Annotated in this window: 19 protein-coding genes; 12 read left to right on the plus strand and 7 right to left on the minus strand. The window is 64.7% G+C overall.

Going from position 1 to position 24,860, the window contains the following annotated elements; genetic code table 11:
• The first annotated feature begins 11 nt into the window (after positions 1-11).
• The 4 genes from recC (at position 12) to OPV09_RS12655 (ending at position 11,120) form a co-directional block, all read left to right on the plus strand.
• Complete coding sequence (gene recC, locus OPV09_RS12640; protein WP_338681974.1) at positions 12-3,431, plus strand: exodeoxyribonuclease V subunit gamma; 3,420 nt, start codon at positions 12-14, stop codon at positions 3,429-3,431.
• The gene (gene recB, locus OPV09_RS12645; protein ID WP_338681977.1) at positions 3,428-7,087 is read left to right on the plus strand and encodes an exodeoxyribonuclease V subunit beta; all 3,660 of its coding nucleotides are present in this window, start codon (positions 3,428-3,430) and stop codon (positions 7,085-7,087) included. Before recC ends, recB begins: the two co-directional genes overlap by 4 nt.
• Positions 7,077-9,050: an exodeoxyribonuclease V subunit alpha gene (recD, locus tag OPV09_RS12650; RefSeq protein WP_338681978.1), complete on the plus strand. Its 1,974-nt coding sequence runs from the start codon at positions 7,077-7,079 to the stop codon at positions 9,048-9,050. Before recB ends, recD begins: the two co-directional genes overlap by 11 nt.
• Before the next feature lie 150 nt (positions 9,051-9,200).
• On the plus strand, positions 9,201-11,120 hold the full coding sequence (locus OPV09_RS12655; RefSeq protein ID WP_219328374.1) for a methyl-accepting chemotaxis protein: 1,920 nt from the start codon (positions 9,201-9,203) through the stop codon (positions 11,118-11,120).
• A gap of 7 nt (positions 11,121-11,127) precedes the next feature.
• Here the strand turns inward: OPV09_RS12655 and OPV09_RS12660 are convergent, their stop codons facing one another.
• Complete coding sequence (locus tag OPV09_RS12660; protein ID WP_338681979.1) at positions 11,128-12,027, minus strand: LysR family transcriptional regulator; 900 nt, start codon at positions 12,025-12,027, stop codon at positions 11,128-11,130.
• 120 nt (positions 12,028-12,147) lie between these two features.
• Between OPV09_RS12660 and OPV09_RS12665 the strand changes: the two genes are divergently transcribed.
• Positions 12,148-13,080 carry a DMT family transporter gene (locus tag OPV09_RS12665; protein WP_338681980.1) on the plus strand — a complete coding sequence of 311 codons (933 nt, stop codon included), beginning with the start codon at positions 12,148-12,150 and terminating at the stop codon, positions 13,078-13,080.
• A 46-nt stretch (positions 13,081-13,126) separates the two neighbouring features.
• Here the strand turns inward: OPV09_RS12665 and OPV09_RS12670 are convergent, their stop codons facing one another.
• Positions 13,127-14,005: a serine hydrolase gene (locus OPV09_RS12670; RefSeq protein ID WP_034758101.1), complete on the minus strand. Its 879-nt coding sequence runs from the start codon at positions 14,003-14,005 to the stop codon at positions 13,127-13,129.
• A gap of 415 nt (positions 14,006-14,420) precedes the next feature.
• On the opposite strand from OPV09_RS12670, the gene OPV09_RS12675 reads away from it, so the two are divergent.
• Together OPV09_RS12675 and OPV09_RS12680 are read left to right on the plus strand one after the other, a co-directional pair.
• Positions 14,421-15,680 carry a sensor histidine kinase gene (locus OPV09_RS12675; protein WP_338681982.1) on the plus strand — a complete coding sequence of 420 codons (1,260 nt, stop codon included), beginning with the start codon at positions 14,421-14,423 and terminating at the stop codon, positions 15,678-15,680.
• Complete coding sequence (locus tag OPV09_RS12680; RefSeq protein ID WP_338681983.1) at positions 15,677-16,426, plus strand: LytTR family DNA-binding domain-containing protein; 750 nt, start codon at positions 15,677-15,679, stop codon at positions 16,424-16,426. The genes OPV09_RS12675 and OPV09_RS12680 overlap by 4 nt, the downstream gene beginning before the upstream one ends.
• A 30-nt stretch (positions 16,427-16,456) precedes the next feature.
• On the opposite strand, the gene OPV09_RS12685 is transcribed toward OPV09_RS12680, so the two are convergent.
• On the minus strand, positions 16,457-16,675 hold the full coding sequence (locus tag OPV09_RS12685) for a TOBE domain-containing protein (protein WP_034757699.1): 219 nt from the start codon (positions 16,673-16,675) through the stop codon (positions 16,457-16,459).
• Between the two features lie 173 nt (positions 16,676-16,848).
• Between OPV09_RS12685 and OPV09_RS12690 the strand changes: the two genes are divergently transcribed.
• A complete protein-coding gene (locus tag OPV09_RS12690) occupies positions 16,849-17,334 on the plus strand; it encodes a hypothetical protein (RefSeq protein WP_034757716.1) in 486 nt (161 codons plus the stop codon).
• A gap of 12 nt (positions 17,335-17,346) precedes the next feature.
• Here the strand turns inward: OPV09_RS12690 and OPV09_RS12695 are convergent, their stop codons facing one another.
• Positions 17,347-18,486 carry a hypothetical protein gene (locus tag OPV09_RS12695; RefSeq protein WP_338681988.1) on the minus strand — a complete coding sequence of 380 codons (1,140 nt, stop codon included), beginning with the start codon at positions 18,484-18,486 and terminating at the stop codon, positions 17,347-17,349.
• 158 nt (positions 18,487-18,644) lie between these two features.
• Here OPV09_RS12695 and OPV09_RS12700 point away from each other — a divergent pair, with 158 nt between their 5' ends.
• Positions 18,645-19,793, plus strand: coding sequence for a LuxR family transcriptional regulator (locus tag OPV09_RS12700; protein WP_338681989.1), 1,149 nt, complete (start codon positions 18,645-18,647; stop codon positions 19,791-19,793).
• Positions 19,794-19,836: 43 nt separating this feature from the next.
• Here OPV09_RS12700 and OPV09_RS12705 read toward each other — a convergent pair whose 3' ends face one another.
• Complete coding sequence (locus OPV09_RS12705; RefSeq protein ID WP_139248378.1) at positions 19,837-20,892, minus strand: sulfate ABC transporter substrate-binding protein; 1,056 nt, start codon at positions 20,890-20,892, stop codon at positions 19,837-19,839.
• 301 nt (positions 20,893-21,193) lie between these two features.
• Between OPV09_RS12705 and OPV09_RS12710 the strand changes: the two genes are divergently transcribed.
• On the plus strand, positions 21,194-21,724 hold the full coding sequence (locus OPV09_RS12710; RefSeq protein ID WP_034757728.1) for a GNAT family N-acetyltransferase: 531 nt from the start codon (positions 21,194-21,196) through the stop codon (positions 21,722-21,724).
• 65 nt (positions 21,725-21,789) lie between these two features.
• Here OPV09_RS12710 and OPV09_RS12715 read toward each other — a convergent pair whose 3' ends face one another.
• Complete coding sequence (locus tag OPV09_RS12715) at positions 21,790-22,602, minus strand: class II glutamine amidotransferase (RefSeq protein ID WP_338681992.1); 813 nt, start codon at positions 22,600-22,602, stop codon at positions 21,790-21,792.
• A 232-nt stretch (positions 22,603-22,834) separates the two neighbouring features.
• Here OPV09_RS12715 and OPV09_RS12720 point away from each other — a divergent pair, with 232 nt between their 5' ends.
• Both OPV09_RS12720 and OPV09_RS12725 read left to right on the plus strand, forming a co-directional pair.
• Complete coding sequence (locus OPV09_RS12720) at positions 22,835-23,671, plus strand: EAL domain-containing protein (protein ID WP_338681994.1); 837 nt, start codon at positions 22,835-22,837, stop codon at positions 23,669-23,671.
• 100 nt (positions 23,672-23,771) lie between these two features.
• A complete protein-coding gene (locus OPV09_RS12725) occupies positions 23,772-24,521 on the plus strand; it encodes a YcbK family protein (protein ID WP_425324047.1) in 750 nt (249 codons plus the stop codon).
• 132 nt (positions 24,522-24,653) lie between these two features.
• Here OPV09_RS12725 and OPV09_RS12730 read toward each other — a convergent pair whose 3' ends face one another.
• The gene (locus OPV09_RS12730) at positions 24,654-24,857 is read right to left on the minus strand and encodes a DUF3460 family protein (protein WP_070303076.1); all 204 of its coding nucleotides are present in this window, start codon (positions 24,855-24,857) and stop codon (positions 24,654-24,656) included.
• Between the last annotated feature and the right edge of the window lie 3 nt (positions 24,858-24,860).

Genomic DNA, 24,860 nt, shown 5'->3' on the forward strand with positions numbered 1-24,860 from the left:
ATCGGATCAGCATGCATACACCCGTCACGCCCGGCCTCCTCATCCTGCACGGCAACCAGCTGGAACAGCTGCGCGCCGCCGTCTTCCAGTGGCTGCGCCAGCATCCGCTGGCGCCGCTGGAAACGGACATCTTCCTGGTGCAGTCGAACGGCGTGGCCGAATGGCTGAAGATCGCCCTGGCCGAGGAGATGGGTGTATGCGCCGCCACGCGCATCGCGCTGCCGGCGCGCCTGCTGTGGGAAAGCTACCGGGGCATGCTGGGGCGCGACAGAGTGCCGCGCGTGTCGCCGTTCGACAAGTCCCCGCTGACGTGGCGTTTGATGCGCCTGTTGCCGTCGCTGCTGGCCGACCCCGTGTTCGCGCCGCTGCGCTACTTCCTTGCCGATGGCGATTGCGAACGCCGGCTGCAGCTGGCCGAGCGCCTGGCCGACCTGTTCGACCAGTACCAGGTCTACCGCGCCGACTGGCTGGCCGATTGGGCGGCCGGGCGCGACCAGTTGCGCACGGCGCGCGGCGACTCCATCGTTCTGAAGGAAGACCAGCGCTGGCAGGCGCAGTTGTGGCGCGCCGTGGCGGCCGATGTCGAGGATTTCGAGCGCGACACGGGCCGCGCCGACATCCACGACGCCTTCCTGGCGGCGATCGCCGCCGGCGACGCGCCGGTAGGCAAGCTGCCGCGCAGGGTCGTGCTGTTTGGCGTGTCGGCCTTGCCGTACCAGACCTTGCAGGCGCTGGCCGCGCTGGCTCGCCACACGCAGGTGGTGCTGGCCGTACCCAATCCGTGCCAGTTCTACTGGGGCGACATCATCGACGGGCGCGACTTGCTGCGCGCGGAAAACAAGCGCCAGCGCCAGCGCAATGGCACCGACCTAGCCGGGATTCCGCTGGAAGAACTGCATGCGCACAGCCACCCGCTGCTGGCCAGCTGGGGCAGGCAAGGGCGCGATTTCATCCGCATGCTCGACGAATTCGACGAACACGCGCAAGCCGAGGGGCGCGACGACAGCCTGCGCATCGACCTGTTTGGCGAGGAAACGGGCGAGACCCTGCTGCAGCAGGTGCAGGTGGCCATCCGTGAACTGCGTCCGCTGGCCGAGCATGAGCAAACGCCGCCCGATGCCGGCGACCGCTCGATCGAATTTCACGTGGCGCACAGCGTGCAGCGCGAAGTGGAAGTGCTGCACGACCAGCTGCTGGCCATGTTTGCGCATAGCGCCGAGACGCTCTTGCGTCCGCGCGACGTGGTGGTGATGGTGCCCGACATCGACACGTTTACGGCCGCCATCCACGCCGTCTTCGGCCAGTACCGGCGCAACGACGAGCGTTTCATCCCGTTCGAGATCGGCGACGTGAAGGACCGCAGCGTCAACCCGCTGCTCGTCGCGCTCGAGTGGCTGCTGCAGCTGCCGCAGCAGCGCTGCCGCCAGAGCGAAGTGCGCGACCTGCTCGACGTGCCCGCGCTGGCCACCCGCTTCGGCCTGCAGCCGGACGACCTGGTCACCCTGGGTGCATGGATCGAAGGGGCCGGCGTGCGCTGGGGCCTGGACCAGCATCACCGCAGCGGCCTGGGTCTGGGCGCGGCCGGCGAGCAGAATGCGTGGATCTTCGGCGTGCGGCGCATGCTGCTCGGCTATGCCAGCGGCGGTGGCGCCAGCTTTGGCGGCATCGAACCGTATGCGGAAGTGGGCGGCCTTGATGCGGCGCTGGCGGGCTCGCTGGCGCAGCTGGTCGAGGCGCTGCTGCACTGGCGCACCGTGCTGGCCGGCACACGCACGCCAGCCGAGTGGGGCGCGCAGGCGCGCGCGCTGCTGGCCGCCTTCTTTGACGCCGACGACGAGGGCGACCGCCTGACCCTGGCGCAGCTGGAAGGCGCCTTGCAGGGCTGGCTGGAAACGTGCGAGCATGCGGGCTTTATCGAGCCGGTGCCACTGTCCGTGCTGCGCGTGGCGTGGCTGGGCGCGCTGGACGAGCCGACCCTGAACCATCAATTTGTCTCCGGCGGCGTGACGTTTTGCACCTTGATGCCGATGCGCGCCGTGCCGTTCCGCGTCGTGTGCCTGCTGGGCATGAACGATGGCGACTTCCCGCGCCGCGCGCAAAAGGCCGATTTCGATTTGCTGGCGCTGCCCGGCATGGCGCGCCCGGGCGACCGCTCGCGCCGCGACGATGACCGCTACCTGATGCTCGAAGCCTTGCTGGCCGCGCGCGACAAACTGTATGTGAGCTGGGTGGGGCGCAATGTGCGCGACAATTCCGAGCAGCCGCCGTCCGTGCTCGTGTCGCAGCTGCGCGACTACCTGGCCGCCGGCTGGTCGCTGGACCGGCACCTGGTCTCGCTGACTACCGAGCACGCGCTGCAGCCGTTCAGCCGCCGCTATTTCGAGGCCGATGGCTTGCTGACGTACGCACGCGAATGGCGCGTCGCGCATGCCGATGTGGAGGCGCAGTCCGGGGAACTGGCGCTGGGCCCCTACGAGCTCGATCCCGGCACGCGCTTGAAGCTGGGCGAACTGGCCAGCTTCTTGCGCCAGCCCGTCAAATACTTTTTCCGCCGCCGCTTGAGCGTGCATTTCGCCGATGCGGCCATGCTGGGCGAGGATGAAGAACCGTTCGGCCTGAATGCGCTCGAACGCTATCTGCTGGAAGACACCATGCTGGACGACGGCGGTGCCGTGGAAGCGTTGGACGACGTGCGCGCCAGCCTGGAAGCGCGCGCGGAAAAGCTGGCGCGCGAAGGCGTGCTGCCGATCGGCCTGATCGGCCGGCAAGTGCAGGCGCAGCTGGTCGAGGCGCTGGTGCCCGTGCGCAGCGCATGGCTGTCCTTGCGTGCCTCGTTCCCGTACGCGGCCGACAAGCGCGCCATCAACTTGCCGTTTGGCGAAGTGCAGATCGACGACTGGCTCGACAAATTGTGCAGCAACGGGCAGGAAACGGCCTGGCTGATGCAGATTTCCTCGAAAGTGACGGACAAGAGCGGCCTGGCGCGCGGCGACAAGCTGATGCTGATGTGGCTGCGCCAGCTGGCTGCCGCCGCCCTCGGTTTTCCCGTCACCGGCTACCTGGTGGCGCGCGACGCCATTGTCAGCATGGCGCCGCTCGATCCGGCCACGTCGCGCGACGCGCTGGCCACCTTGCTGGCGCTGTGGCGCGAAGGCATGAACCATCCGCTGCCCACGGCATGCAAGACGGGCCTGGCGCTGGTGCAACAGGGCGACCCGCGCGCCGTCTACGATGGCGGTTTTGACATGACTGGCGAGCGCGCGGAACTGTGTCTGGCGCGCCTGTGGCCCGAGTTTTCCGCGCTGGCCGCGGAGGAAGCGTGGGAAGACTGCACGCGCGAGCTGTATGGCCCGCTGGCCGACTGGCTGCAACAGCACATTACGATCGACCCGATCAGCGCGCCCGATGACGGCGCGGGAGAAGAACAATGACGAGCCATCTGCTCAACCCCCTGGCATTCCCGCTGCACGGCTCGCGCCTGATCGAAGCGTCGGCCGGTACGGGTAAAACCTGGACCATCGCCGCGCTGTACGTGCGTCTCGTGCTGGGGCATGGCGGCGACGACAGCCGCTTTACGCGTCCGCTGCTGCCGGCCGACATCCTCGTGATGACGTTTACCCGCGCCGCCACGCGCGAATTGTCGAACCGCGTGCGCGAGCGCCTGATCGAGGCCGCTGCTTATTTTCGCCACGAATCCGGCGGCAGCGACCCGTTTCTCGATGCCTTGCTCGAGTCCTACCCGGACGAGAGCGAACGGCAAAAGGCCGCGCACCGGCTGATGCTGGCCGCCGAGACGATGGATGAAGCGGCCATTTTCACCATCGACGCCTGGTGCCAGCGCATGTTGCGCGAGCATGCGTTCGACAGCGGCAGCCTGTTCGACGAGGAACTGGTCAGCGACGAGCAAGCGCTGTTCGAGGATGCGGCCCACGATTACTGGCGCCAGCAAGTCTATCCTTTGCCGCCGCAGGCGCTCGACGTGCTGCTCGCCTGCTGGCCCGACGTCGGCGCGCTGAAGAAAGGCGCGCGCGAGCTGGCGCGCCGCGCGGACATCATGCGCATGGCCGACGAAGAGCCGTTGTCGGCATTGATCGCGCGCGAACAGCGGGCGCTGGCCGCGCAGCTGGCCACCCTGAAGGCGGGCTGGGTCGAGCGCGTGGACCAGATGGCGATGTGGATCAACGATCACCGCGCCGCCAATCCCAAGTGTTTTAATGGCGTCAAGATGAAGCCGGAGAACCTGGCGAAGTGGTTCGACGGCTTGCGTAAATGGGCGCAAGACCCGCTGTTGCTGCTGCCCGCCATCACGGCCAAGGCGTGGGAACGCTTGACGCCGTTCGGCATCGAGGATGCGTTTGCCAAGAGTTTCACGGCGCAGGTGCCCGAATGCTTCGAGCATACGGAGGCACTGGGGATCGCCCTGGCGGGTATCACGCCGCTGGCGCACAAGCTGCACCTGCATGCGGCGGCGGCCATCGCGCGGCGCATGGATCAGTTAAAACGCCAGTCGCGCCAGTTCGGCTTTGCCGACATGCTGCAGCGCCTGCACGACGCGCTGGCCGGCGAGAATGGCGCGGCCCTGCGCCAGCGCATCATCGACCAGTATCCGCTGGCCATGGTCGATGAATTCCAGGATACGGCGCCCGCCCAGTACCAGATTTTCAACCTGCTGTACCGGATTGCAGACAACGATCCGGCCTTGGGCCTGTTCCTGATCGGCGACCCGAAGCAGTCGATCTACGGCTTTCGCGGCGCCGACATCCAGAGCTACCTGGCGGCGCGGCGCGCGACCACGGGACGCCACTACCAGCTGGGCACCAATTACCGTTCGACGGCCCCGCTGGTGGCGGCCGTCAACCAGCTGTTCCTGCACGCGGAGCGCGACGAGGTGCCAGCCGGCGCCTTCCGCTACCGTAAAGGGGGCGAGAATCCGCTGCCGTTCGAGGCCGTCGACGCCAAGGGCCGCGCCGAACACCTGGTGAACGCCAGCGGCCCGCTGCCGGCCCTGCTGGCCGCCTGCGCCAGCGATGAAGCGCTGCGCGGCGACAGCTACCGCGAGTATTTCGCACAGCACTGCGCCGAACACATCGTCGCCATGCTGGGCGACCCGCAGGCCGGTTTTACGGGCCCCGATGGTTTTACGCGCCTGCAGCCGGCCGACGTGGCCATCCTCGTGCGCGACCGCAAGGAGGCGGCCGCCATCCGCCGCGCACTGGCGCGCCGCCGGGTCGCCAGCGTCTACCTGTCCGACAAGGATTCCGTCATCGACAGCGAGGAAGCGCAGGACGTGCTGCGCTGGCTGGCGGCGCTGGCCAACCCGCTCGACGGAGGACTGGCGCGCGCCGCGTTTGCCACGCGCACGATCGGCCTGTCGCTGGGCGAGCTGGCGCGCCTGTCGAGCGATGAAATGGAATGGGAACGCCGGGTCGAGCAACTGAAGGCCCTGCACCTGATCTGGCAGCGCCAGGGCGTGCTGGCCATGCTGCGCCGCTTCATCCACGAACTGCAGCTGCCGGCTATGCTGCTGCAGCAGACGGGCGGCGAGCGGCGCTTGACGAATCTGCTGCACCTGGCCGAATTGCTGCAATCGGCCAGCCGCCAGCTCGATGGCGAGCAGGCGCTGATACGCTGGCTGGCCGAGCAGATCGCCGGCGAAGGCGAAAACGGCGACGAGCGCGTGCTGCGCCTGGAAAGCGATGCGGAACTGGTGAAGGTCATCACCGTGCACAAGTCGAAAGGACTCGAATACCCGCTGGTCTATTTACCGTTTTCCGTCACGGCGCGCAAGGTGGATAAACGCAACCGCAGCTTCTTCGAGTATGCGGGCGACGATGGCGAACGCCGCCTCGACCTGTCCTTGTCCGACGAGGCCATGGCGTTTGTGGAAGAAGCGCGCATCGAGGAAGACTTGCGCCTGCTGTACGTGGCCCTGACGCGGGCGCGCCACTTCCTGTGGCTGGGCGTGGCCGCCCAGGCGGCGCGCAAGGCGGGCGAGAACACCTTGCACGAATCGGCGCTCGGCTACCTGCTGACAGGCGGCGACAAGCTGCCGTTCGACCAGCTGCTGCTGCGCTGGCAGCAGGTGGCGGGCGATTGCGACGCCATCTATGTCAGCACCTTGGGGCAGCCTGATGCCTGCACGGTGCTGGACCGCATCGAGCGGCGCCCCGAACTGCGGCCCGCGCCCGTGTTCGCGGGCGAATTCGAGCGCGACTGGTCGGTGGGCAGCTTCACGTCGCTGACGCGCCAGATCGGCGCCGTGGCGGCCGCGCACGTGCCGCAGCGGGCGCTGGAAGAAACCTTGCTGGAAGATGGCACGGCTGTCGCCGTGGCCTCGCCGATGCACATGGGCGACGCGCCCTGGCACCGCTTCCCGCGCGGCTCCGTGCCCGGCAATTTCCTGCACGAGCAGCTTGAGTGGATGGGCAGCGAAGGGTTTGACAGCGTCCACGATGACAACTTCGACACGCGCCTGGCCGCGCGCTGCGAGCGGTCGGGCTGGGGCCACCGCCAGGACGACGCCATCGCCTGGCTCAGGGAAATCGCCATCACGCCGCTGCCGCTGCTCGATGCCTCGCTGTCGCAGTTGGACAGCACCCTGTCCGAGATGGAGTTCTGGTTCCCCAGCGAGCATTTGTCCACGGCGGCGCTCGACCAGCTGTGCACGCGCTTGCTGCTCGACGGCGCGCCGCGTCCCGTGCTGCCGCGGCGCCAGCTGCACGGCATGCTGAAGGGGTTTGCCGACCTGGTCATCGAACGGGATGGCCGCTACTGGGTGCTCGACTACAAGTCGAATGCGCTGGGCGCCAACGACGCGGCCTACCACACGCAGGCGCTGGCGGCCGGCATGGCGCAGCACCGCTACGATATCCAGGGCGCCATCTACATGCTGGCCCTGCACCGGCTGCTGAAAAGCCGCTTGGGCGACGCCTACGATCCGGCCGAGCACCTGGGCGGTGCCATCTTCCTGTTTTTGCGCGGCATCGCGAATGCGGACACGCATGGCTGCTACTGGCTGGCGCCGCAGCTGGAACTGCTGGACGGCCTCGATCAACTATTAGAAGAAACGGAACACCATGCAGCATAACGCGCAGTTGGATACCCTGCAGATGGATGCCTTGTTCAGCCATATCGACGGCGTTGCCGAGGCGGGGCACCTGCGCCGCCTGAGCGCCGCGTTTGCCCGCTTCATCGGCACGCTGGACGAGGGCGCGCCGAATGCGTCCGCCGTGGCCGTGGCCTGCGTCGTGCTGTCCGAGCTGGAAGGGCGGGGGCACAGCTGTCTGATGCTGTTTGAGCTGGCCAGCGAACCGTCGCAGCTGCTGGGCTGGAGCGAGGAGCTGTGGCATGGCGTGCTTGCCGTTTCCGGCCCGTTGCCGGACAGCGTCGCTGGCTGGCGCGCGCTGCTGGCCGGCGCGCCGCAGGTGTGGACGGTGGGCGCGGCTGACGTGCGCCAGCCGCTGGTGCTCGATGGCGACCGCCTGTATTTGCGCCGCTACTGGCGCGATGAAAGCCTGGTGGGCGAAAAAATCGCCGCGCGCGCGCAGGATTTGACGAATCCGCCGCTGGCGCAGGTGCGGCTATGGCTCGATATCCTGTTCGACCAGCCCACGCAGGACGGTGGGCCGGACTGGCAAAAAGTGGCATGCGCCATCGCGCTGCGCGGCAAGGTGGCGATCATCACGGGCGGTCCTGGAACGGGCAAGACCTACACGGTAGCCAGTTTGCTGACCTTGCTGTTTGCCGTCTCGCCGCAGCCGGAGCAGCTGCGCATCGCACTGGCCGCGCCGACCGGCAAGGCGGCCGCGCGGCTGAAACAGTCGATCGACAAGGCTTTGGAGGGGCTGGCGGCCAAGGCGGGCGATGCGCTGCCCCTGCTGGAACTGGCGCGGCGCATGGGCGCGGCGCGCACCCTGCATAGTTTGCTGGGCGCGCGGCCCGATACGCGCGCCTTTGCCCACCACGCGGGCAATCCGCTCGACGTCGACGTGCTGATCGTCGATGAAGCGTCGATGGTGCACCTGGAAATGATGGCGTCCGTGCTCGACGCCTTGCCGCCCACGGCGATCCTGATACTGCTTGGCGACAAGGATCAATTGGCGTCCGTGGAAGCGGGCGCCGTGCTCGGTGACTTGTGCCACGACGCGCAGGCGGGCGGCTACACGCCGGCTACCATCGCGTATGCGCAGGCGGCCAGCGGCGTGGCCATTCCGCCCGCCTTTGCGGGGGCGGCCGGCGCGCTGGCGCAGCAGACGGTGATGCTGCGCCACAGCCACCGTTTCAGCGGTCCGATCGGCGAGCTGGCCTTGGCCGTGAATGGCGGCAGGCCCGATCTTGCCAAAGCGTGTTTTGCCGGCGACAGCGGCGGCCAGCTGGCGTGGAGCGTGAGCGCGCAGCCGGACGAGGTGCTGCGCCTGGCCTTGCGTGGCCGCGCGGACGCGCCGGGCGGCTACCAGCCCTACCTGGCACTGGTGAATGCGGGCGAAGCGGCGTACGCGCAGCATGACGACTGGGTGCGCGCCGTGCTGCACGCTTTCGAATCGTTCCGCATCCTGTGCGCCGTGCGCGAGGGCGAGTGGGGCGTGGCCGGCCTGAACACGGCCATCGAACTGCGGCTGGAAAAGGAAGGCTTGATACGCCGCAGCGAATGGTATGTGGGCCGTCCCGTGATGGTCACGCGTAACGATTACGGTACGGGCGTGTTCAATGGCGACATCGGCTTGACCCTGCGCGATCCGGCGCGGCCCGGATCATTGCGCGTGTACTTCCTGGAAGGCGAGAACGTGCGCAGCGTGCTGGCCACGCGCTTGCGCCACGTGGAGACGGCGTTCGCCATGACGGTGCATAAATCGCAGGGTTCGGAATTCCGCCACACGGTGCTGGTGCTGCCGCAGGAGGGCGGCGCCATGCTGGCGCGCGAACTGGTCTACACGGGCATCACGCGCGCGCGCGACTTCTTTACCCTCGTCTCGCCCACGCAGGCCGTGCTGTTTGACGCGATCTTGCGCCGTACGCAGCGGGCCAGCGGCTTGAGGGGGCTGATCGGCTGATAGGGTTTGACAGGTTTCCACGTGGAAATATATGTGTTGTATTCCGAATATTGATGATAATTGTTCCGATTTTTGTGTGAAAATGCTTTCATAGAGAAAGTGGTGCAGAGCACTGTTTCTCGTCACTAAAATCGAAACGAGGAGTCCATCATGTTGTCTTCCCTTCGCACGCGGCTGGTGCTCATCTGCGTGGCCATCGTCGTATTGTCCATGCTCGCCTTGTCGGTCGCCAATTACGTCACCACACGCAGCAGCATGCTGGCGTCATCGGACCAGCAGATGCAGCAGCTGCTGCAAAGCCAGTCGGCCGTGCTGGCGCAATGGGTCGATGGCAAGAAAAAGGTCATGGCGTCCGTCGTCATGTCGGCCGAGACGCCCGATCCGCTGCGCGCCTTCGAGATCGCGGAAAAGGCTGGCGATTTTGCGGAAGTGTTCATCGGCTACGCGGACAAGCGTTCCGTGTTTACCCATCCGGGCCGCCCGGCCGATTTCGACCCCACGGCGCGCGCCTGGTATACGGACACCGTCAAGGCGGGTGTGCCGATGCTCACGCCGCCGTACGTGGATGCGGCCAGCCACAAGCTCGTGGTGTCGTTCACGGCGCCCGTCGGGCCGAAACAGGCATTGGTGGGCGTGGCGGGCGCGGACGTGCTGCTCGATACCGTGATTGCCAACGTGGTGGCGATCAAGCCGACGCCGCACAGCTTTGCCTTCCTCGTCGACCAGAGCGGCATCATCATCGCCCACGCGAACAAGGACCTGAGCCTGCAGCCGGTGGCGAAACTCGATGCGTCGCTGTCGGCCGCACAGGTCAACCGGCTGGAAAGCGCGCGCACGAGCGAGGCCGTGCGATTGAACGAGCGCGACGGCAAGCTGTACGTCACGCGCGTGGCCGGCACCGACTGGCTGCTGGCCGTGGTGCTCGACCAGCAGGAAGCCATGCAAGCCTTGCAGACGATGCTGACGACGGCCACCGTCACGGCCGCGCTGCTGACCGGGCTGGCCGCGCTGCTGCTGTCGCTGCTGGTGTTCAAGATGCTCAAGCGCCTGGAACTGGTGCGCGACGCGCTCGACGATATCGCCTCGGGCGAGGGCGACCTGACTCTCCGCCTCGACGCTTCCGGCGTGGACGAACTGGCGCAGATCGCCGGCGCCTTCAACCGCTTCATCGACAAGATCGCCGCCGTGCTCGTAAAAATCCGCACGGCCAGCGAGTCGGTCAAGGTATCGTCGTCGGAAATCGCCGCCGGCAACCAGGACCTGTCGTCGCGCACGGAGCAGCAAGCGAGTTCGCTGGAAGAGACGGCCGCCTCGATGGAGGAGCTGACCAGCACCGTCAAGCAAAATGCCGACAATGCGCGCCAGGCCAACCAGATGGCGCAATCGGCATCCGGCGTGGCGAGCAAGGGCGGCCAAGTGGTGGCGCAGGTGGTCGATACCATGGCCTCGATCAACGATTCGTCGAAGAAGATTGTCGACATCATCAGCGTCATCGACGGCATCGCCTTCCAGACGAATATCCTCGCGCTCAATGCGGCCGTGGAAGCGGCACGCGCGGGCGAACAGGGACGGGGCTTTGCCGTGGTGGCGACGGAAGTGCGCAGTCTGGCGCAGCGTTCCGCGGGCGCGGCCAAGGAAATCAAGCTGCTGATCGACGATTCGGTGGGCAAGGTCGATTCTGGCGCGCGCCTCGTCGACGAGGCCGGCGCGACGATGCAGGAAATCGTCGACAGCGTGCGCCGCGTCACCGACATCATGGGCGAGATCACGGCCGCCAGCGTCGAGCAAAGTTCGGGCATCGAACAGGTGAACCAGGCGATCGCGCAGATGGACCAGGTGACGCAGCAGAACGCTGCCCTGGTGGAAGAGGCGGCCGCCGCAGCGGAAAGCCTGCAAGACCAGGCCAGTACCCTGGCGCAGGTGGTGGGCGTGTTCAAGCTCGATGAAGGGCAGGCGCCGGCGCCTGTCAAACCGGTGGCGCGGGCAGCCATCGCGCCGCGCATCGCCAGCCGGCCAGCACCGGCGCCCGCCGCCAAGCCGGAACGCAGCGAGGAGTGGGAAACTTTCTAAGTAGCGTTCAAGCGCGCCGTGGCGCCAGGGTCGGCGCCATCTGTTTCGCCACGTCGAAAAAAGCGTTGGTGGCCGGCGTGTTCTGGCGCCGGTCGCGCACGGCCAGGCCCACCTTGCGGCTGACGGGGGGATTCAAGGGCAGGGCGACCAGCTCCGGATACTGCTCGCGCAGCCGCTGGGGCAGGGCCAGTTCTGCCACGATGGACAGGCCGTCGCCGCGGCTGACCATGTCGAGGATGGTGATCACCTGACTGATGCGGTACGGTACCTGCGGCTGCAGGCCCGCGTTGGCGAACAGCGGCTCGATCAGGCAGGCGCAGCCCGCCTCGGACATGATGAACGGCCCTTCGCACAATTGGGCCAGGGTGATGGACGTTTCGCTGGACAGTGCATGGCTGCGCGGCACCAGCGCCATCATCTGGTCTTCCACCAGCGGCGCCGTATCGAAACGTTCGTCGGGCAGCACGACGAAGCCCACGTCGACCCGCCGCTCGCGTATCCACTGCACCACTTCATGGTCGGCGCCTTCGTCGATGCGCAGGTCGATGCCCGGATAGCGCAGGCGGAATTGCGCCGTGATGGCCGGCAGCAGATTCAGGGATGACGTGGGGCCGAATGAGCCGATACGCAGGCTGCCCTGGCGCTGGCCCAGCACGTCGGCCGCTTCCTGGCGCATGGCTTCGGATAGCCCGAGGATTTCGCGCGCGCGCACCAGCAGCTGGCTGCCCACGTCGGTCAGCTCGGCCGAGGCCTGGTGGCGCACGATCAGATCCACGCCCATCTCCTTTTCCAGCGCCTTCAAGGCGTGCGAGACGGCCGACTGGCTGATGCCCAGCTGCGCGGCGGCGGCGGAAAAGCCGTGCAGTTCAGCCACCAAGGTAAAAATTTCCAGTTGCGTGAAGGTCATGGTGTGGTTTCTTTGTGCTATGAGTATTTACTCATTATTTCATGAGTTGATATTAGTATTAATATATAAGTATACCGCACGTGCAGCGCCCGCTGCGCAAGCGACATCATAGGACTTTCCATGCGCACTACCGCCATACCTTCCGCCGCCTTGCCTTCCGTGCAATCGCCGCTCGTCTACCTGAAACTGATTTTCGTCGCCCTGTTCTGGGGCGGCACTTTTATCGCGGGGCGCGTGCTGGCGCAGCAGATGCCGCCCATGACGGCTGCCAGCGGACGCTTCGGCGTGGCCGTGCTGTTGCTCGTCGTGCTGGCCTGGAAACTGGAAGGGGGCTTGCCGCGCCTGGACCGCAAGCAGCTGATGACGACGGCGGCCCTGGGGCTGACGGGCATCTTTCTGTACAACCTGTGTTTCCTGGCGGCCCTGTCGCGCATGCCGGCCGGGCGCACGGCTTTATTTGTCGCGCTGAACCCCATCGTCACGGCGCTGGCCTCGGCCATGCTGTTCCGCGAACGGCTCGGATCGTTCAAGTGGCTGGGCATCATGCTGGCGTTCTGCGGCACGGCCATCGTCATCACGCGCGGCGATCTGGCCGGCGTGCTGCACGGCACGGGCGGCGGCATCGGCATGGGCGAAGTGTTCATGTTTTGCGGCATTTCCAGCTGGGCCGCCTATACCCTGATCGGCCGGGTCGCGCTGAAGGGCTTGTCGCCGATCGCCGCCACCACGTATGCATCGATGTGGGGCCTGGCCTTTTTGCTGGTGGGGGCGGCCGTGGAATTTCCGAGCGTGCCATGGCACAGCTTCGGCTGGCAAGTGTGGGCCGCCATTGGCTACCTGGGCGTGTTCGGCACGGTGATCGGCTTTGTCTGGTATTACGAGGGCGTCAAAGCGCTGGGGCCGTCGCGCACGGCCGTGTTCAACAACCTCGTGCCCGTGTTCGGCATCGTGCTGGCGGCGGTGCTGCTGGGCGAGCCGGTGCTCGCCTCGATGCTGGTGGGCGGGGCGGTGACGATTGCCGGCGTCATCATGACCAACCGGCAAGCGAAATAGTTCCGGGGTCAGACCCGTCGGGTCTGACCCCAGCATTCAGCCGTGCTTAGCGGGCGCGGCGGCGTTTACTCGGCTTCGCCGGCGCCTTCTTGTGCCGGCTGACCGAGGCGCGCATCACCTTCGGCTCTTCGATGCCGTTCTCGGCCGCCAGCATGCGGCGGATGTTGACGGCGTCCATGGCGCGCACGGAATTGGCGCGCGCGTTGAGCAGGATCATCGTGGCGAACTTGCCGGCCGACTTGATGCGCATGATCAGGCAGCGGCCCGCTTCATTCGTGTAGCCCGTTTTCGACAGGCCGATGTCCCAGCCCTTGGCGCCCACCAGGCGGTTCGTGTTGTGGTATTCCACGTCGCGGCCCTTGATCTGGATCACGTCCTTCGAATCCGTGGTGATGCGGCTGATTTCCGGGTAGCGCGAGGCGGCCACGGCCATCTTGACGAGGTCGGCCGCCGTCGACTGGTTGTTCGGCGACAAGCCCGTCGGCTCTTCGATCACGGTCTGGCGCATGCCCAGGGCCTTGATCTTGGCGTTGACGGCCACGGCAAACGCCGTCGGGCCGCCGGGGAAGGTGCGCGCCAGCGAGGCGGCGGCGCGGTTGTCGGACGACATCAGCGCCAGTTGCAGCACGTCGTGACGGCTCAGGGTGGCGCCCACCGGCACGCGGGAGGTGCTGTGCTTCAGGGTATCGACGTCCTCGCGGTCGATGCTGATCTCTTCCTCCATGTTCGCCTTGGAGTCGAGCACGACCATGGCTGTCATGAGTTTGGTCAGCGAGGCGATGGGCACCACCACGTTGGAATTTTTTTCAAGCAAGACTTTGCCTGTGCCGTCTTCGACCACCAGTATCGACTGGGAACCGAAGGGCACGGCGATGGCCGCTGTCGAAAGCGTCATCAGCACCGCGGCGAACATTTTTTTGAGCATGGGATTGTATGTGGAAAAGCAGTTTTGGGGCGCCATCGTGGGCGCTGCGCGCAAATCCGGAACGGGGCCGCGCGGGGACGCGGCGTGTATCTCGGAGGCAATATTTGCCAAGCTTAAACAATACCATTAAAGATCAAGCGATGTCTACGGTACAGGCCCGCAACAGGCGGCGTTGCGGCCAATTTGGCAAATAAAAACGGCTATTCTTGCCGTAGTGAAAATTGTTACGCAATTATTGATTTCATCTTGGAAACTTCGTATGATTTGAGCAATATTGGCAACGGGGTACGGCAGGCGCCGCGCGCTTCGTCGTTGGTGCCTGCCGCTTCGTGCTTCGTCGCCCCGCGCTATGCCCCGCAACAGGGGGGCCGTAGACTGCGTTCATGCCTGAATCACAGACCACGGAGAACGCATCGTGTTAAAAAAATATACGGAATGGTACCGCAGCGTCGATGAGGAATCGCTGCTGGTGCTGAAACATCCCGAGATGGCGGAGCAGGTCCAGGGACGGATGCGCCGCTACATCGCCATGAAGCTGGTCAAGCTGACGCCGATCGAGCGCCAGCAGTTGCACGATTTCCTGCTCAAGTACCGTGGCGCCGGTTTTTACATCGCCGCGTTCAAGCTGATGCTGTTGTTCAGCGCCATCGGCGTCGCACTGCACTTGCTGCTGCCAGCCAAGTTCGAATTGCTCAAGGCCCTGGTCTTCAGCAACGGCCTGGGGTTTGCGCTGGCGTGGGGCCTGGTGGGCGTCTGGTTCAATTACCGCAGTTCCGTGCGCAACAAGCTCAAGAAACTCTTGCTGATCGTGTCGACCTGCGTGGCCGGCGTGGCCGTTGGCGTGCTGATGGCCGGCTTGAGCGATACCGGTTCCATGGACATGGCCTTCGAGCGTTTGCTGCGCGTGGGCGGCACGGCCTTGCTCGTGGCTTGCCTGTTTTACATGGTGCCGCTGGCGATCGTGACCACCTGGCGCAACCGCCAGTACGAAGCGCTGACGGTGCAGCTGCAGCAGGATGCCGAGCGCGATCGTCTGGCACGCGAACTGAGCGAATCGCAGCTGCGCCTGCTGCGCGCGCAGATCGAGCCGCATTTCCTGTTCAATACCTTGGGCGCCGTGCAACAGCTGGCCGAGCAGGGCGCGCAAGGCGCCGGCAAGGCCGCCGCTTTGACGGCCGACCTGATCGCCTTCCTGCGCGCCAGCCTGGCGGAGATGCGCAGCGAGCAAGTGCCCTTGCAAAGCGAGTTCGACATGGTGGCTGCGTATTTGCGCGTGATGCAGGCACGCATGGGCTCGCGCTTGCGCTATGCGCTGGACTTGCCGGCCGAGTTTGCGCACGCGACGATACCCAGCATGATCTTGCTGACCCTGGCGGAAAACGCCATCAAACACGGTATTGAACCGTCGTTGCGCGGCGGCGAGATCCGCCTGTCGGCGCTGCGGGTGGACGGCATGCTGCGCCTGCGCGTGCAGGATACGGGCATGGGTTTGCCTGCCAGCGGCGCCGACAGCGCACAGGGCGGCGGACTGGGCCTGGAAAACGTGCGCAGCCGGCTATTGCTGTCCGATCCGTCCGCCAGCCTGAGCCTGCGCGACGGCGAGGAGGGCGGCGTGACCGCTGAAATATTGCTACCCATCAAAATTGCATCCAGCCTGAAAGACCCTGCCGCATGAATCCCACCATCCTGATTGCCGAAGACGAACCCCTGATGCGCGAGCGCCTGCAAATGCTGCTGGCGCAAGCCTGGCCCGAAGCGCACGTCGTGCTGGTGGCGGAAAACGGCAACGATGCCTGGGACGGTTTCCTCGAGCATGAGCCGGACGTGGTCTTTCTCGACATCCGCATGCCGGGCCTGTCGGGCCTGGAAGTGGCCGAGCGCATCGGCAAGCGCGCCCACGTGGTGTTCGTCACGGCGTACGACCAGTACGCCGTCGATGCGTTCGACGCGGGCGCCGTCGACTACCTGCTCAAACCCGTGCAGGCCGAGCGCTTGCAGCGGGCGCTGGCCCGGCTGCGCGACAAGCTCGGCGCCCAGCCGGCCGACATGGCCAATTTACTGCAGTCGCTGCGCGCGGCCTTGCCGGCACCGCCGCGCGACAAGTTGAAATGGATCAAGGCCAGCGTGGGCAAGCAGATCCGCCTGATCGACATCGACGACGTGCTGTTCTTCCAGGCCGACACCAAGTATACGCGCGTCGTGATGGCCGGTTCGGAAGCGCTGGTGCGCACGCCACTGAAGGATTTGCTGGGCGGCCTCGATCCGGAACAGTTCTGGCAAATCCACCGCGGCACCATGGTCAACGTGAAAGCCATCGAGGCGGCTGAACGCATCGACGCCGAGCGCATGCAGGTGCTGGTGCGCGGCAGTACGGAAAAGCTGCCCGTCAGCCGTACGTTTACGTATCTGTTCCGCGATTAGCGACTAGCTGGCAAGGCAAACGCCGGGCGCTTACTGGATCTTGGCGATCGACACTTCCGTCGATTTGACCAGCGCGATGACTTCGCTGCCCACCTTCAAGTCCAGGTCCTTGATCGAGCGCGAGGTGATCACCGACGTGACGATGCCGTGCGGGGTTTCCACGTCCACTTCCGAGACTACGGGGCCAAATATGATTTCCTTGATCTTGCCGCGAAACTGGTTGCGTACATTCACTTCCGAGATAGCCATGATATTTCCTTTGTGCCCGTAATACGCCATGCGGCGCGACAAGGCCAGAGTACGGCCAGCGCACGCTTTTGACCACGAATCGATGCGCATATCGATATGCGCAAAGCGTGCGCCAGCGCTGACGCAAGCACATTATTCGCCTATACTTGGCTGCAACATTCCGGAGGTTTGCCATGCGTCCATTGCCCTTGCTGCTGCTGTTGCCCTCATTTGCCGCGCTGGCGCAACCGGTCGCGGCGCTGCAGCCGATGGCCTTCCTGGCGGGCCATTGCTGGAAGGGCGAGTTCTCTGGTGGCAAGCAAACGGATGAGCACTGTTTCCAGTGGCTGTACGGCGGGCAGATGCTGCGCGACGTGCACACGGTGCGCAGTCCCGGCAAGCCCGACTACGTGGGCGAAACCACGTATTACCACGATCCCGCCGCAAACAAGGTCGCCTTCCTGTATCTGGAAAACAGCGGCGGCCATAGCCGCGGCACGATGCAGCCGGTGGACGGCGGGCTCGACTTTCCCGCCACCGACTACGTGGGCGCCAAGGGCAAGACCTTGACCTACCGCGTGCGCTGGACACCATCGGGCGATGCCTATGAGGCGGCCAGCGAGATGCTGCTGGACGGGCGCTGGGTGCCGCAGTTCAAGCTGCTGCTGAAGAAGCAGTAAGGCTGGTTTCCCTTATTCCAGTTCCGGCTTGGCCTGCGTGGCATCCCTGGGCCCAGGCATGGTGTGGCTGTATGGATGAGCAGTACCCGGGAGCAAATCCGCCGCCAGTACCGACTTGCATTGGTCCATGACTTCCTTGTAGTGCTGCCACATTTCCACATACTTCTTCGGATGATTGATAAAGGTGATGCACATATCGGTCAAGTGCCCCTTGTTCAAGATCATCTTGACGATGTCGGTACTGGCCCTGGCAAGGTGTTCTGCCGTTCCTGCATTGATGGTGCTGGTACCGGGCTGGCTTTGCGCCAGCTTGTCGGCCAGTTCCTCTTCGAGCGCGACACGCTCGGCCTGTGCTTGCGCCAGCCCCGCGTTCGCCTCCACCTGTCCGGCCTTGCCGTCCGTGGCGCTGGCGGAACTTGCACCTTCCTGGGCTGTCTTAAGCATGACGACTTCCTTGCCCGTAGTGGCCAGGGCCGTTGGCTTGACTTGAACGGCGGCATCGGCATCGGCATTGGCTTGCAGGGCTTGTTCTTTTTTGATGGCAAGATCCAGTTTCGCTTGCGTTGCCAAGGCATCCTGGGACGCCTTGAGGCGCCGTTGTGCCTCTGCGGTTATGTCGGTATGGTCTGCCAGCACCGGCTGGCGCGCCACCACGGCGCCAGTCAGTTGCTCGATGGCCAGGATACCCAGGGTCAGGTCTTGCGAACGCTCCATGAGCAGCATGACGTCAGCATCGTTGAGCCATTTGTTTTGCGCGTATTCGCAGATATTGAACAGTTGCTGGCGCATCAGGGTGATGCTTTGGGAGTGCAGGCCCACGCTGGCGGCATTGGCGCGCAGGGCATTCGAGACGGCGGCGCTGTCGGGGCCGGCGCTAAGGGTGCCACCGAAGGAGGAGGCATACGATTGCAGGGCATCAGGTGTCGGCTCGGCACAGGCTTTGCCGTCTTTGGTGACATGAATCACGCGCTGGGCCGCGTCGAGGTGGACGGCCATGCCATCGCCTGGCAAGTCGGTCGTGCGGTGGATGGTGTGCAGGTTGGCGCAGGCCGATAGCGCCAGCAGGAGGGACGCGCTCGCGGCCATGCGCAAGGGCTTGTTGCCTGCATGGATCAACTGGAGAGTGTGGCGACCGGTATCGATTGAAGGCATGATGCTACTCCTTGATGAGGACGAGGTTAGGGAGAACACTGGCGATGGCATGCGCATGGCGGCAGCCGTCGATGCCATGGTGCGTGCCGGCCCGTTGCCACGCATCCTTCAAGTGAAGGATGCGGTACTGGTTTGCCGTTTTTTTTACAGGTAGGGCAATGATGGACAAGGAAGGCGCGGATCCCGTTATCGCCGCCTTTTACCGGGCGGCATTGGAACCGTTGCAGTGGAGCGTGGCCATGCGCGCGTTCGCCCGGCTGGCGGGCGGCGATGTGGCCTGCTGTTTCCTGAAAGCGGAAACGGGCGCGGTACCGTCGCGTGGCTATGTGACCGGGCTGGACCAAAGCGCCTGGGAGGACGGCTACCGGCGCTACTACCATGCGCTTGATCCCGGCTATGCGGTGCTCACGCGCGGGCCGCCCGGGCGCATGCATCTGATGCAGGATTATTTCAGCGAGCAGGCCGTGGCGCGCAGCGAGTATTTCCAGGATTTCTATTTGCGCGCGGGTGTGCGCTATTCGTGCAGCGGCGTCGTGCGCGACAACGGCGCGCTCACCATCCTGTCCGCGCACCGCGCCGCGGGCCAGGGTCCGTATGACCGGAACACGTGCGGCCAGCTGCAGCGCGTGCTTGACCATCTGCCGAATGTTTTTTGCCTGCGCGATACGGCGCAGCAAGCCCAGGCGCATGGCGCGCTGGCCTGGGAGGCGCTCGATGCCTTGCCGCGCGCCATCTTGCTGGCCGATGCCTGCCTGCGGCTGGTTTTCATGAACCTGGCGGCGCAGCGCTTGCTGGCCGCGACGTCGCCGCTCGCCTCCGTGATCACCTTGCATGGCGGTAAGGTGGCTGTGCGCGTGAGCCAGCTGCAACAGCAACTGGCGCAGCGCGTGCGGCAGGCTTGCGTCGGACTGGCGTGCCACCGTCCCGCTCCCTTGTATGCGAGTGACGCAGACGGCCGGCCGGCGCTGGAAATCGGCATCCTGCCGCTGCCCGTGCGTATCGGCCCGGCAGACGGGGAGGGCGCCAGCCTGGCCATGCTGTCCTTGCGGCCACTGTTCAGGAGCGCGCGGCGGCATTGGCCCGGCGCGGCCGAGCGGCCATGCGGCTTGACGGGCGCGGAGTGGTCGCTGGCGCTGGCCCTGGCCGACGGCATGGAGCCAGCCGAGTACGCGCAGCGCCAGGGCGTGTGCATCAGTACCGTACGCAGCCAGATCCAGGCCATCCTGGCCAAGACAGGCACGCACCGCAGCAGCGAGATCGCCAGCCTGTTCAGCGCGCTTGAATGGCACGCTGGCGCGCAGCCATAAAAAAACCGGGACATGTCCCGGTTTTGTGCTGGTATGGCGAAGATTACTTCTGATAAATCTTGTCGAACTCGCCGCCATCGTCAAAGTGTTTCTTTTGCGCTTGTTTCCAGCCGCCAAACACGTCATCGATGGTGAACAGCGTGATCGGCTTGAAGCTGGCCGCGTATTTCTTGGCGACTGCTGCCGAACGGGGGCGCAGATAGTGCTTGGCGACCAGTTCCTGGCCGGGTTCCGAGTACAGGTATTGCAGGTAGGCTGTGGCTTCCTTGCGGATGCCGCGGCGGTCGACGACCTTGTCGACGACGGCCACCGGGGACTCGGCCAGGATGGAGATGCTTGGATACACCACTTCGAAGTTGTCGCCGAATTCGGCGCGCACCAGTTGTACTTCATTTTCAAACGTCACCAGCACGTCGCCGATTTCACGCTGCGTGAAGGTGGTCGTGGCGCCACGGCCGCCGCCGTCCAGCACGGGTACGTTCTTGAACAGCTTGGTAACGAGGTCGCGCGCCTGCGCTTCGCTGCCGCCTTTTTTCACGGCATAGCCCCATGCCGCCAGGTAGGTGTAGCGGCCATTGCCCGAGGTTTTCGGGTTCGGCACGATGACCTTGATGCCGGGCTTGGCCAGGTCGTCCCAATCCTTGATGCGTTTCGGGTTGCCTTTGCGCACCAGGTACACCATGGTCGAATAAAACGGCGCCGCATTGTTCGGGAATTTCTTGGCCCAGTCGGCCACCACGAGTCCGCGGTCGACGAGGATATCGATGTCATTGGCCTGGTTCATGGTCACGACGGACGCTTCCAGGCCATCGGCGACGGAGCGCGCCTGCTTGCTTGAGCCGCCGTGCGACTGCTTGATGGTGATGGTTTCGCCCGTTTTGGCTTTCCAGTCAGCAATAAATGCGGGGTTCACATCCTTGAACAGTTCGCGCATCACGTCGTAAGAGGCGTTCAGCAAGACCACGGGTTCGGCGGCGCTGGCCGCCATGGGCAGGCTCATGGCGGCAGCGGACGCGGCCAGGGCGCTGGCCAGGAACCAGCGGCGCGAGCGTTGGGTGAGCGTCGCTGCGGTGGTCGATACGGCGTTGGAATGGGTCATGTTGAACTCTTGTTGTGAGAATAGATAGACATAGTCTAAAATTCCGGCCGGAAAAGAAACGAATTTTTCGTAATATGCTTAGATTTGATTCCCGTTTACGCTAAAAAACAGATATCGATTTTTGGAAACATTCGTGGGCAAGGCGCGCACCAGCACTTAGTCTGCAGGCATGGCGCCATAGGCAAAACCGGTCTGTGGCGTGCGGCAAAAAACCCGATTGCGCCGCTTGGTGTATAGTCGAATCGCACGATACAGGGGTAAAACCGCCTGCATCGGCAACTGGAATATTTTGTGAGCGTACATGAGTCTTGAAATTCGTATTGCAACATCGACCGACGCTTTCGAGGCGTGCAACGTATTACGACGCTCCATCGTCGAATGCTGCAGCCTCGATCATCGGGACGATCCGGCCATCCTGGAAGCCTGGCTGGGCAATAAAACACCGCAGATGGTGGCGTGCTGGTTCGCGTCGCCCACCAATTTTTCGCTGGTCGCAGTCGAGGCGGGCGCCGTGGTCGGCGTCGGCTTGCTGACGCGCGCCGGCAAGCTGGCCCTGTGCTATCTGCTGCCCGAGGCGCAAGGCCGCGGCGCGGGCAAGGCGCTGGTGGAGCAGCTGGAAGCGCAGGCGCGCGAGTGGGGCATCAAGGCCCTGCAGCTGCACAGCACGGCCAGCAGCCAGGCCTTTTTCGTCAAGCGGGGCTATGTCGAGGCGGGCAATGTGCGTTCGCCATATGGCGTGGAAACGATTTTTTGCTGGAAACAGATTGATCCCGCAGGCATTGCCAGTGGCGACCCCAAGCGCAAGCGCTTTTGCAACTGCAATTCGGCCTGACGGCTATCCTGCATTTCAGCCCGCCCATCCGGCGGCGGGCCTTTCCTTCCTTTGAATAGTTTCCCTCAATAACTGATCTGGATATACACGCCTGGTTGCGCGCGATCGTTTGCCGGTAGCAAGGTGCCGCCGGCAAACAGTTTCAGTTCGCCGGGCGCGAACGCCAGCCAGTCCTCGTTTTGCGTCAGCGGATGCGTGGCGATGACGGCGATGCGGTCGTCCAGATGGTTGTGCTGGCGAAAGTCGATGCTGCGCTCGCAGTCGATCAGTTGCGCCACGGAAAACGGATATTCGCGTATTACATAGTGCAGATGCGTGGAACAGTGGGCAAACAGCAGCTCGCCGTCCGACAGGATGAAATTGAAGCTGCCGTGCGCGGCGATGTCCGTGGCGACCTCGGCGATGGCGGTGCGCAAGTCGGCGCGCGCGGGTTCGCCAGCGGGAAAGCGCGTGCGCAGGCTGGCTAGCAGGTGGCAAAACGCCTGCTCGCTGTCCGTGTCGCCGCTGGCGCGGTAGTGCGCATTGGCGGGCGCGCGCCACGTTTTCAAGTCGCCATTGTGGGCAAATGACCAGGTCTTGCCCCACAGTTCGCGGGCGAACGGGTGGGTGTTTTCCGGCGCGATGCGGCCTTGCGTAGCCTTGCGGATGTGCGCGACGATGTTTTTCGCTTTCACGGGATGCTGCTGTACCTGGGCCGCCAGCGGCGAATCGATGGCGGCCAGGTGATCCGTCAGCAGGGTGCAGCCGCTACTGGAATGATAGGCGATGCCCCAGCCGTCGCGGTGCTCGTCCGTGCGTCCGCCCCGCTCGGCAAAGCCGGCAAAGGAAAATCCCAGCGCGGCCGGTTTGCTGCTGTTCATTGCGAGTAACTGGCACATGGCGGCCCTTCCTGATGGTATCGGTACATGCCCACAGTAAAGGCCGGGGCAGGTCACAGGAACGAATGTTTCCGACTATCGTTATGCGCTGGCCGTCGCAACCCTTATGTGCTGGGCGCATATCAAATGGCGAAACCATTCGTTCTCCTTTGCTTGGCGCTGCCTTACTCTGCACACTTTGGCGCCGTCCTCCCCATGAGGGCAGCTGGCGCAGCCCGATGAAGGAGCACGTATGCCATTTCCCGTCCTGAAAAATTACCTGGCCCGCCTGTCGCACCAAACCCAGGCCGGCACCAGCGTCTGGCTCGACGGGGAGGGCAGGGCGCTGGGGCGCTTTTTCAATTGCACCATGACGAGCGCCTTCCAGCCGCTGCGCGAACTGGACAGCGGCAAGCTGGTGGCGTTCGAAGGGCTGGCGCGCAGCGTGTCGAAGGCGGACGAGGGCTTGTCGCTGTGGCGCTTGCTCGACCACGCGGCCAGCGACGATGAATCCGTGGAGCTGGACCGGTTGTGCCGCATGCTGCACGCGATCAATTTCTTTCGCCAGGGCGAAGCGGAGCAGTCGGACCTGTACCTGAACGTGCATGACCGTCTGCTGAGCGCCGTCAGCAGCAATCACGGCCACGCTTTTCAGCGCATCCTCGACGCGCTGGGCTTGCCCATCGAGCGCATCGTGCTGCAATTGCCGACGGTCACGACTAACCAGGGCTGGCTGCTCAATTACGTGGCCGACAATTACCGCCGCAACGGTTTTCGCCTGGCCATCAATGTGGCCAGCGTGCAGGAGGCGACCGGCATGCTGGAGCGCTTGCACCCGCATACGTTCAAGCTCGACGCGGGCAATCTCAGCGACGAGCAGGCCGTCGCCAGCTTCGTTACTCTGTGCCATGCGGCGAAGATCCGCGTCATTTTCAAGCGCCTCGACACGCCGCCGGCGCTGGCCGCGCTGCAGCGGGTTGCCGCCATCACGGGCTTGCCCATCGTGGCCCAAGGATATTTATTGGACAAGCCGTTGACGGCGCTGGCGCAGGCAAGCCGCGACGTGGCGGCCAGCGCGGCAGCCGCATAGGGCACCGAATACCAAAAATGAGGGTGACACGATAGGCATTGAGGGTTTTTCTTCGCAGCACAATACGCTATAGTATTCCCATCGTTAAATTGGACTGACTATGGCATCGCGCAGAAATTTTCTACATCACGGTATGGGCCTGGCCGCGCTGGGCCTGGTAGCCACTCCTCTCATCGGCTGCGCCTCGCGCACGGCCGCTCCGGCCTCGGCTTCGGCCAGCGCCAAGCCGCGCGCACCGCGCACGGCCGTGCCGCCTCAGCCGACGCAACTGGCCAGCGTCGACCGCTCGGTCACGTCGCAGTCGCGCCAGGCCATCACCGAGATGGAACCGCCGCCCGACATCTTCGACGCGCAGGCGCTGGACCTGGAATTCTGGCTCAAGCCCCGCACCCTGGAAGTGGTGCGTCCGGCCAGCAATGAAAAGGCGAAATTGCTGTACTGGAAAGATGGCGAAGTCATCGATTCGGCTTACCAGGAACTGTGCCACTTGCTGCGCGACGTGAACGGCAAGAAGACGGCGCCGATCGACCCGAAACTGCTGGAAACCCTGTGGGGCACGCAAGCGTTCGTGGCCCGTTACGGCATCGAGCAGCCACTGGAGATCCTGTCGGGCTACCGCACGGCCGAGTCGAACAGCCGCCTGCGCGAAGCGGGCGTGCCGGCCGCGCGCCAGTCGCTGCACATCTCGGGCCGCGCCGCCGACATCCGCGTGGCGAATCTGAACGCGGAAGTGCTCGGTTCGCTCGTGCGCAGCTTCAAGCAGGGCGGCGTGGGCTTTTATTACCGCAATGGCCCGCGCGGCGGCTGGATCCATGCGGATACGGGCCTCCAGCGCGTCTGGAAAGGTTAAACGAAAGATTAAACACCTGACAAAACCGTTGCGAGCGGTAGTGATTTGTGGCCGAGACGCGCAGCCGTACGAAGGTACGGCGAGCATCGCAGGCCGCAAGGCGCACCGCGCAGTAGGTTTGGTCAGGCGTTTTTAGTCGTAGTGGTAGGGCGGCTCCGGCACGCTGTCGGCGTGGATCAGTTCCAGTTCGCGCAGCTTGGCCGGGCGTTCCCACCAGATGCGCCAGCCACGCCGCTGGTTTTCCAGTACTTCCGGGTGCGTCTGCAGATAGCCGTCGATAAAGCGGGTAAAGTCCGAGACATAGCCGCTGCGGCGGTACGGTAGTCGATGGCGCATGCG

Origin of the sequence: Janthinobacterium sp. TB1-E2 (assembly GCF_036885605.1) — a bacterium.
Lineage (GTDB): Bacteria > Pseudomonadota > Gammaproteobacteria > Burkholderiales > Burkholderiaceae_D > Janthinobacterium > Janthinobacterium aestuarii.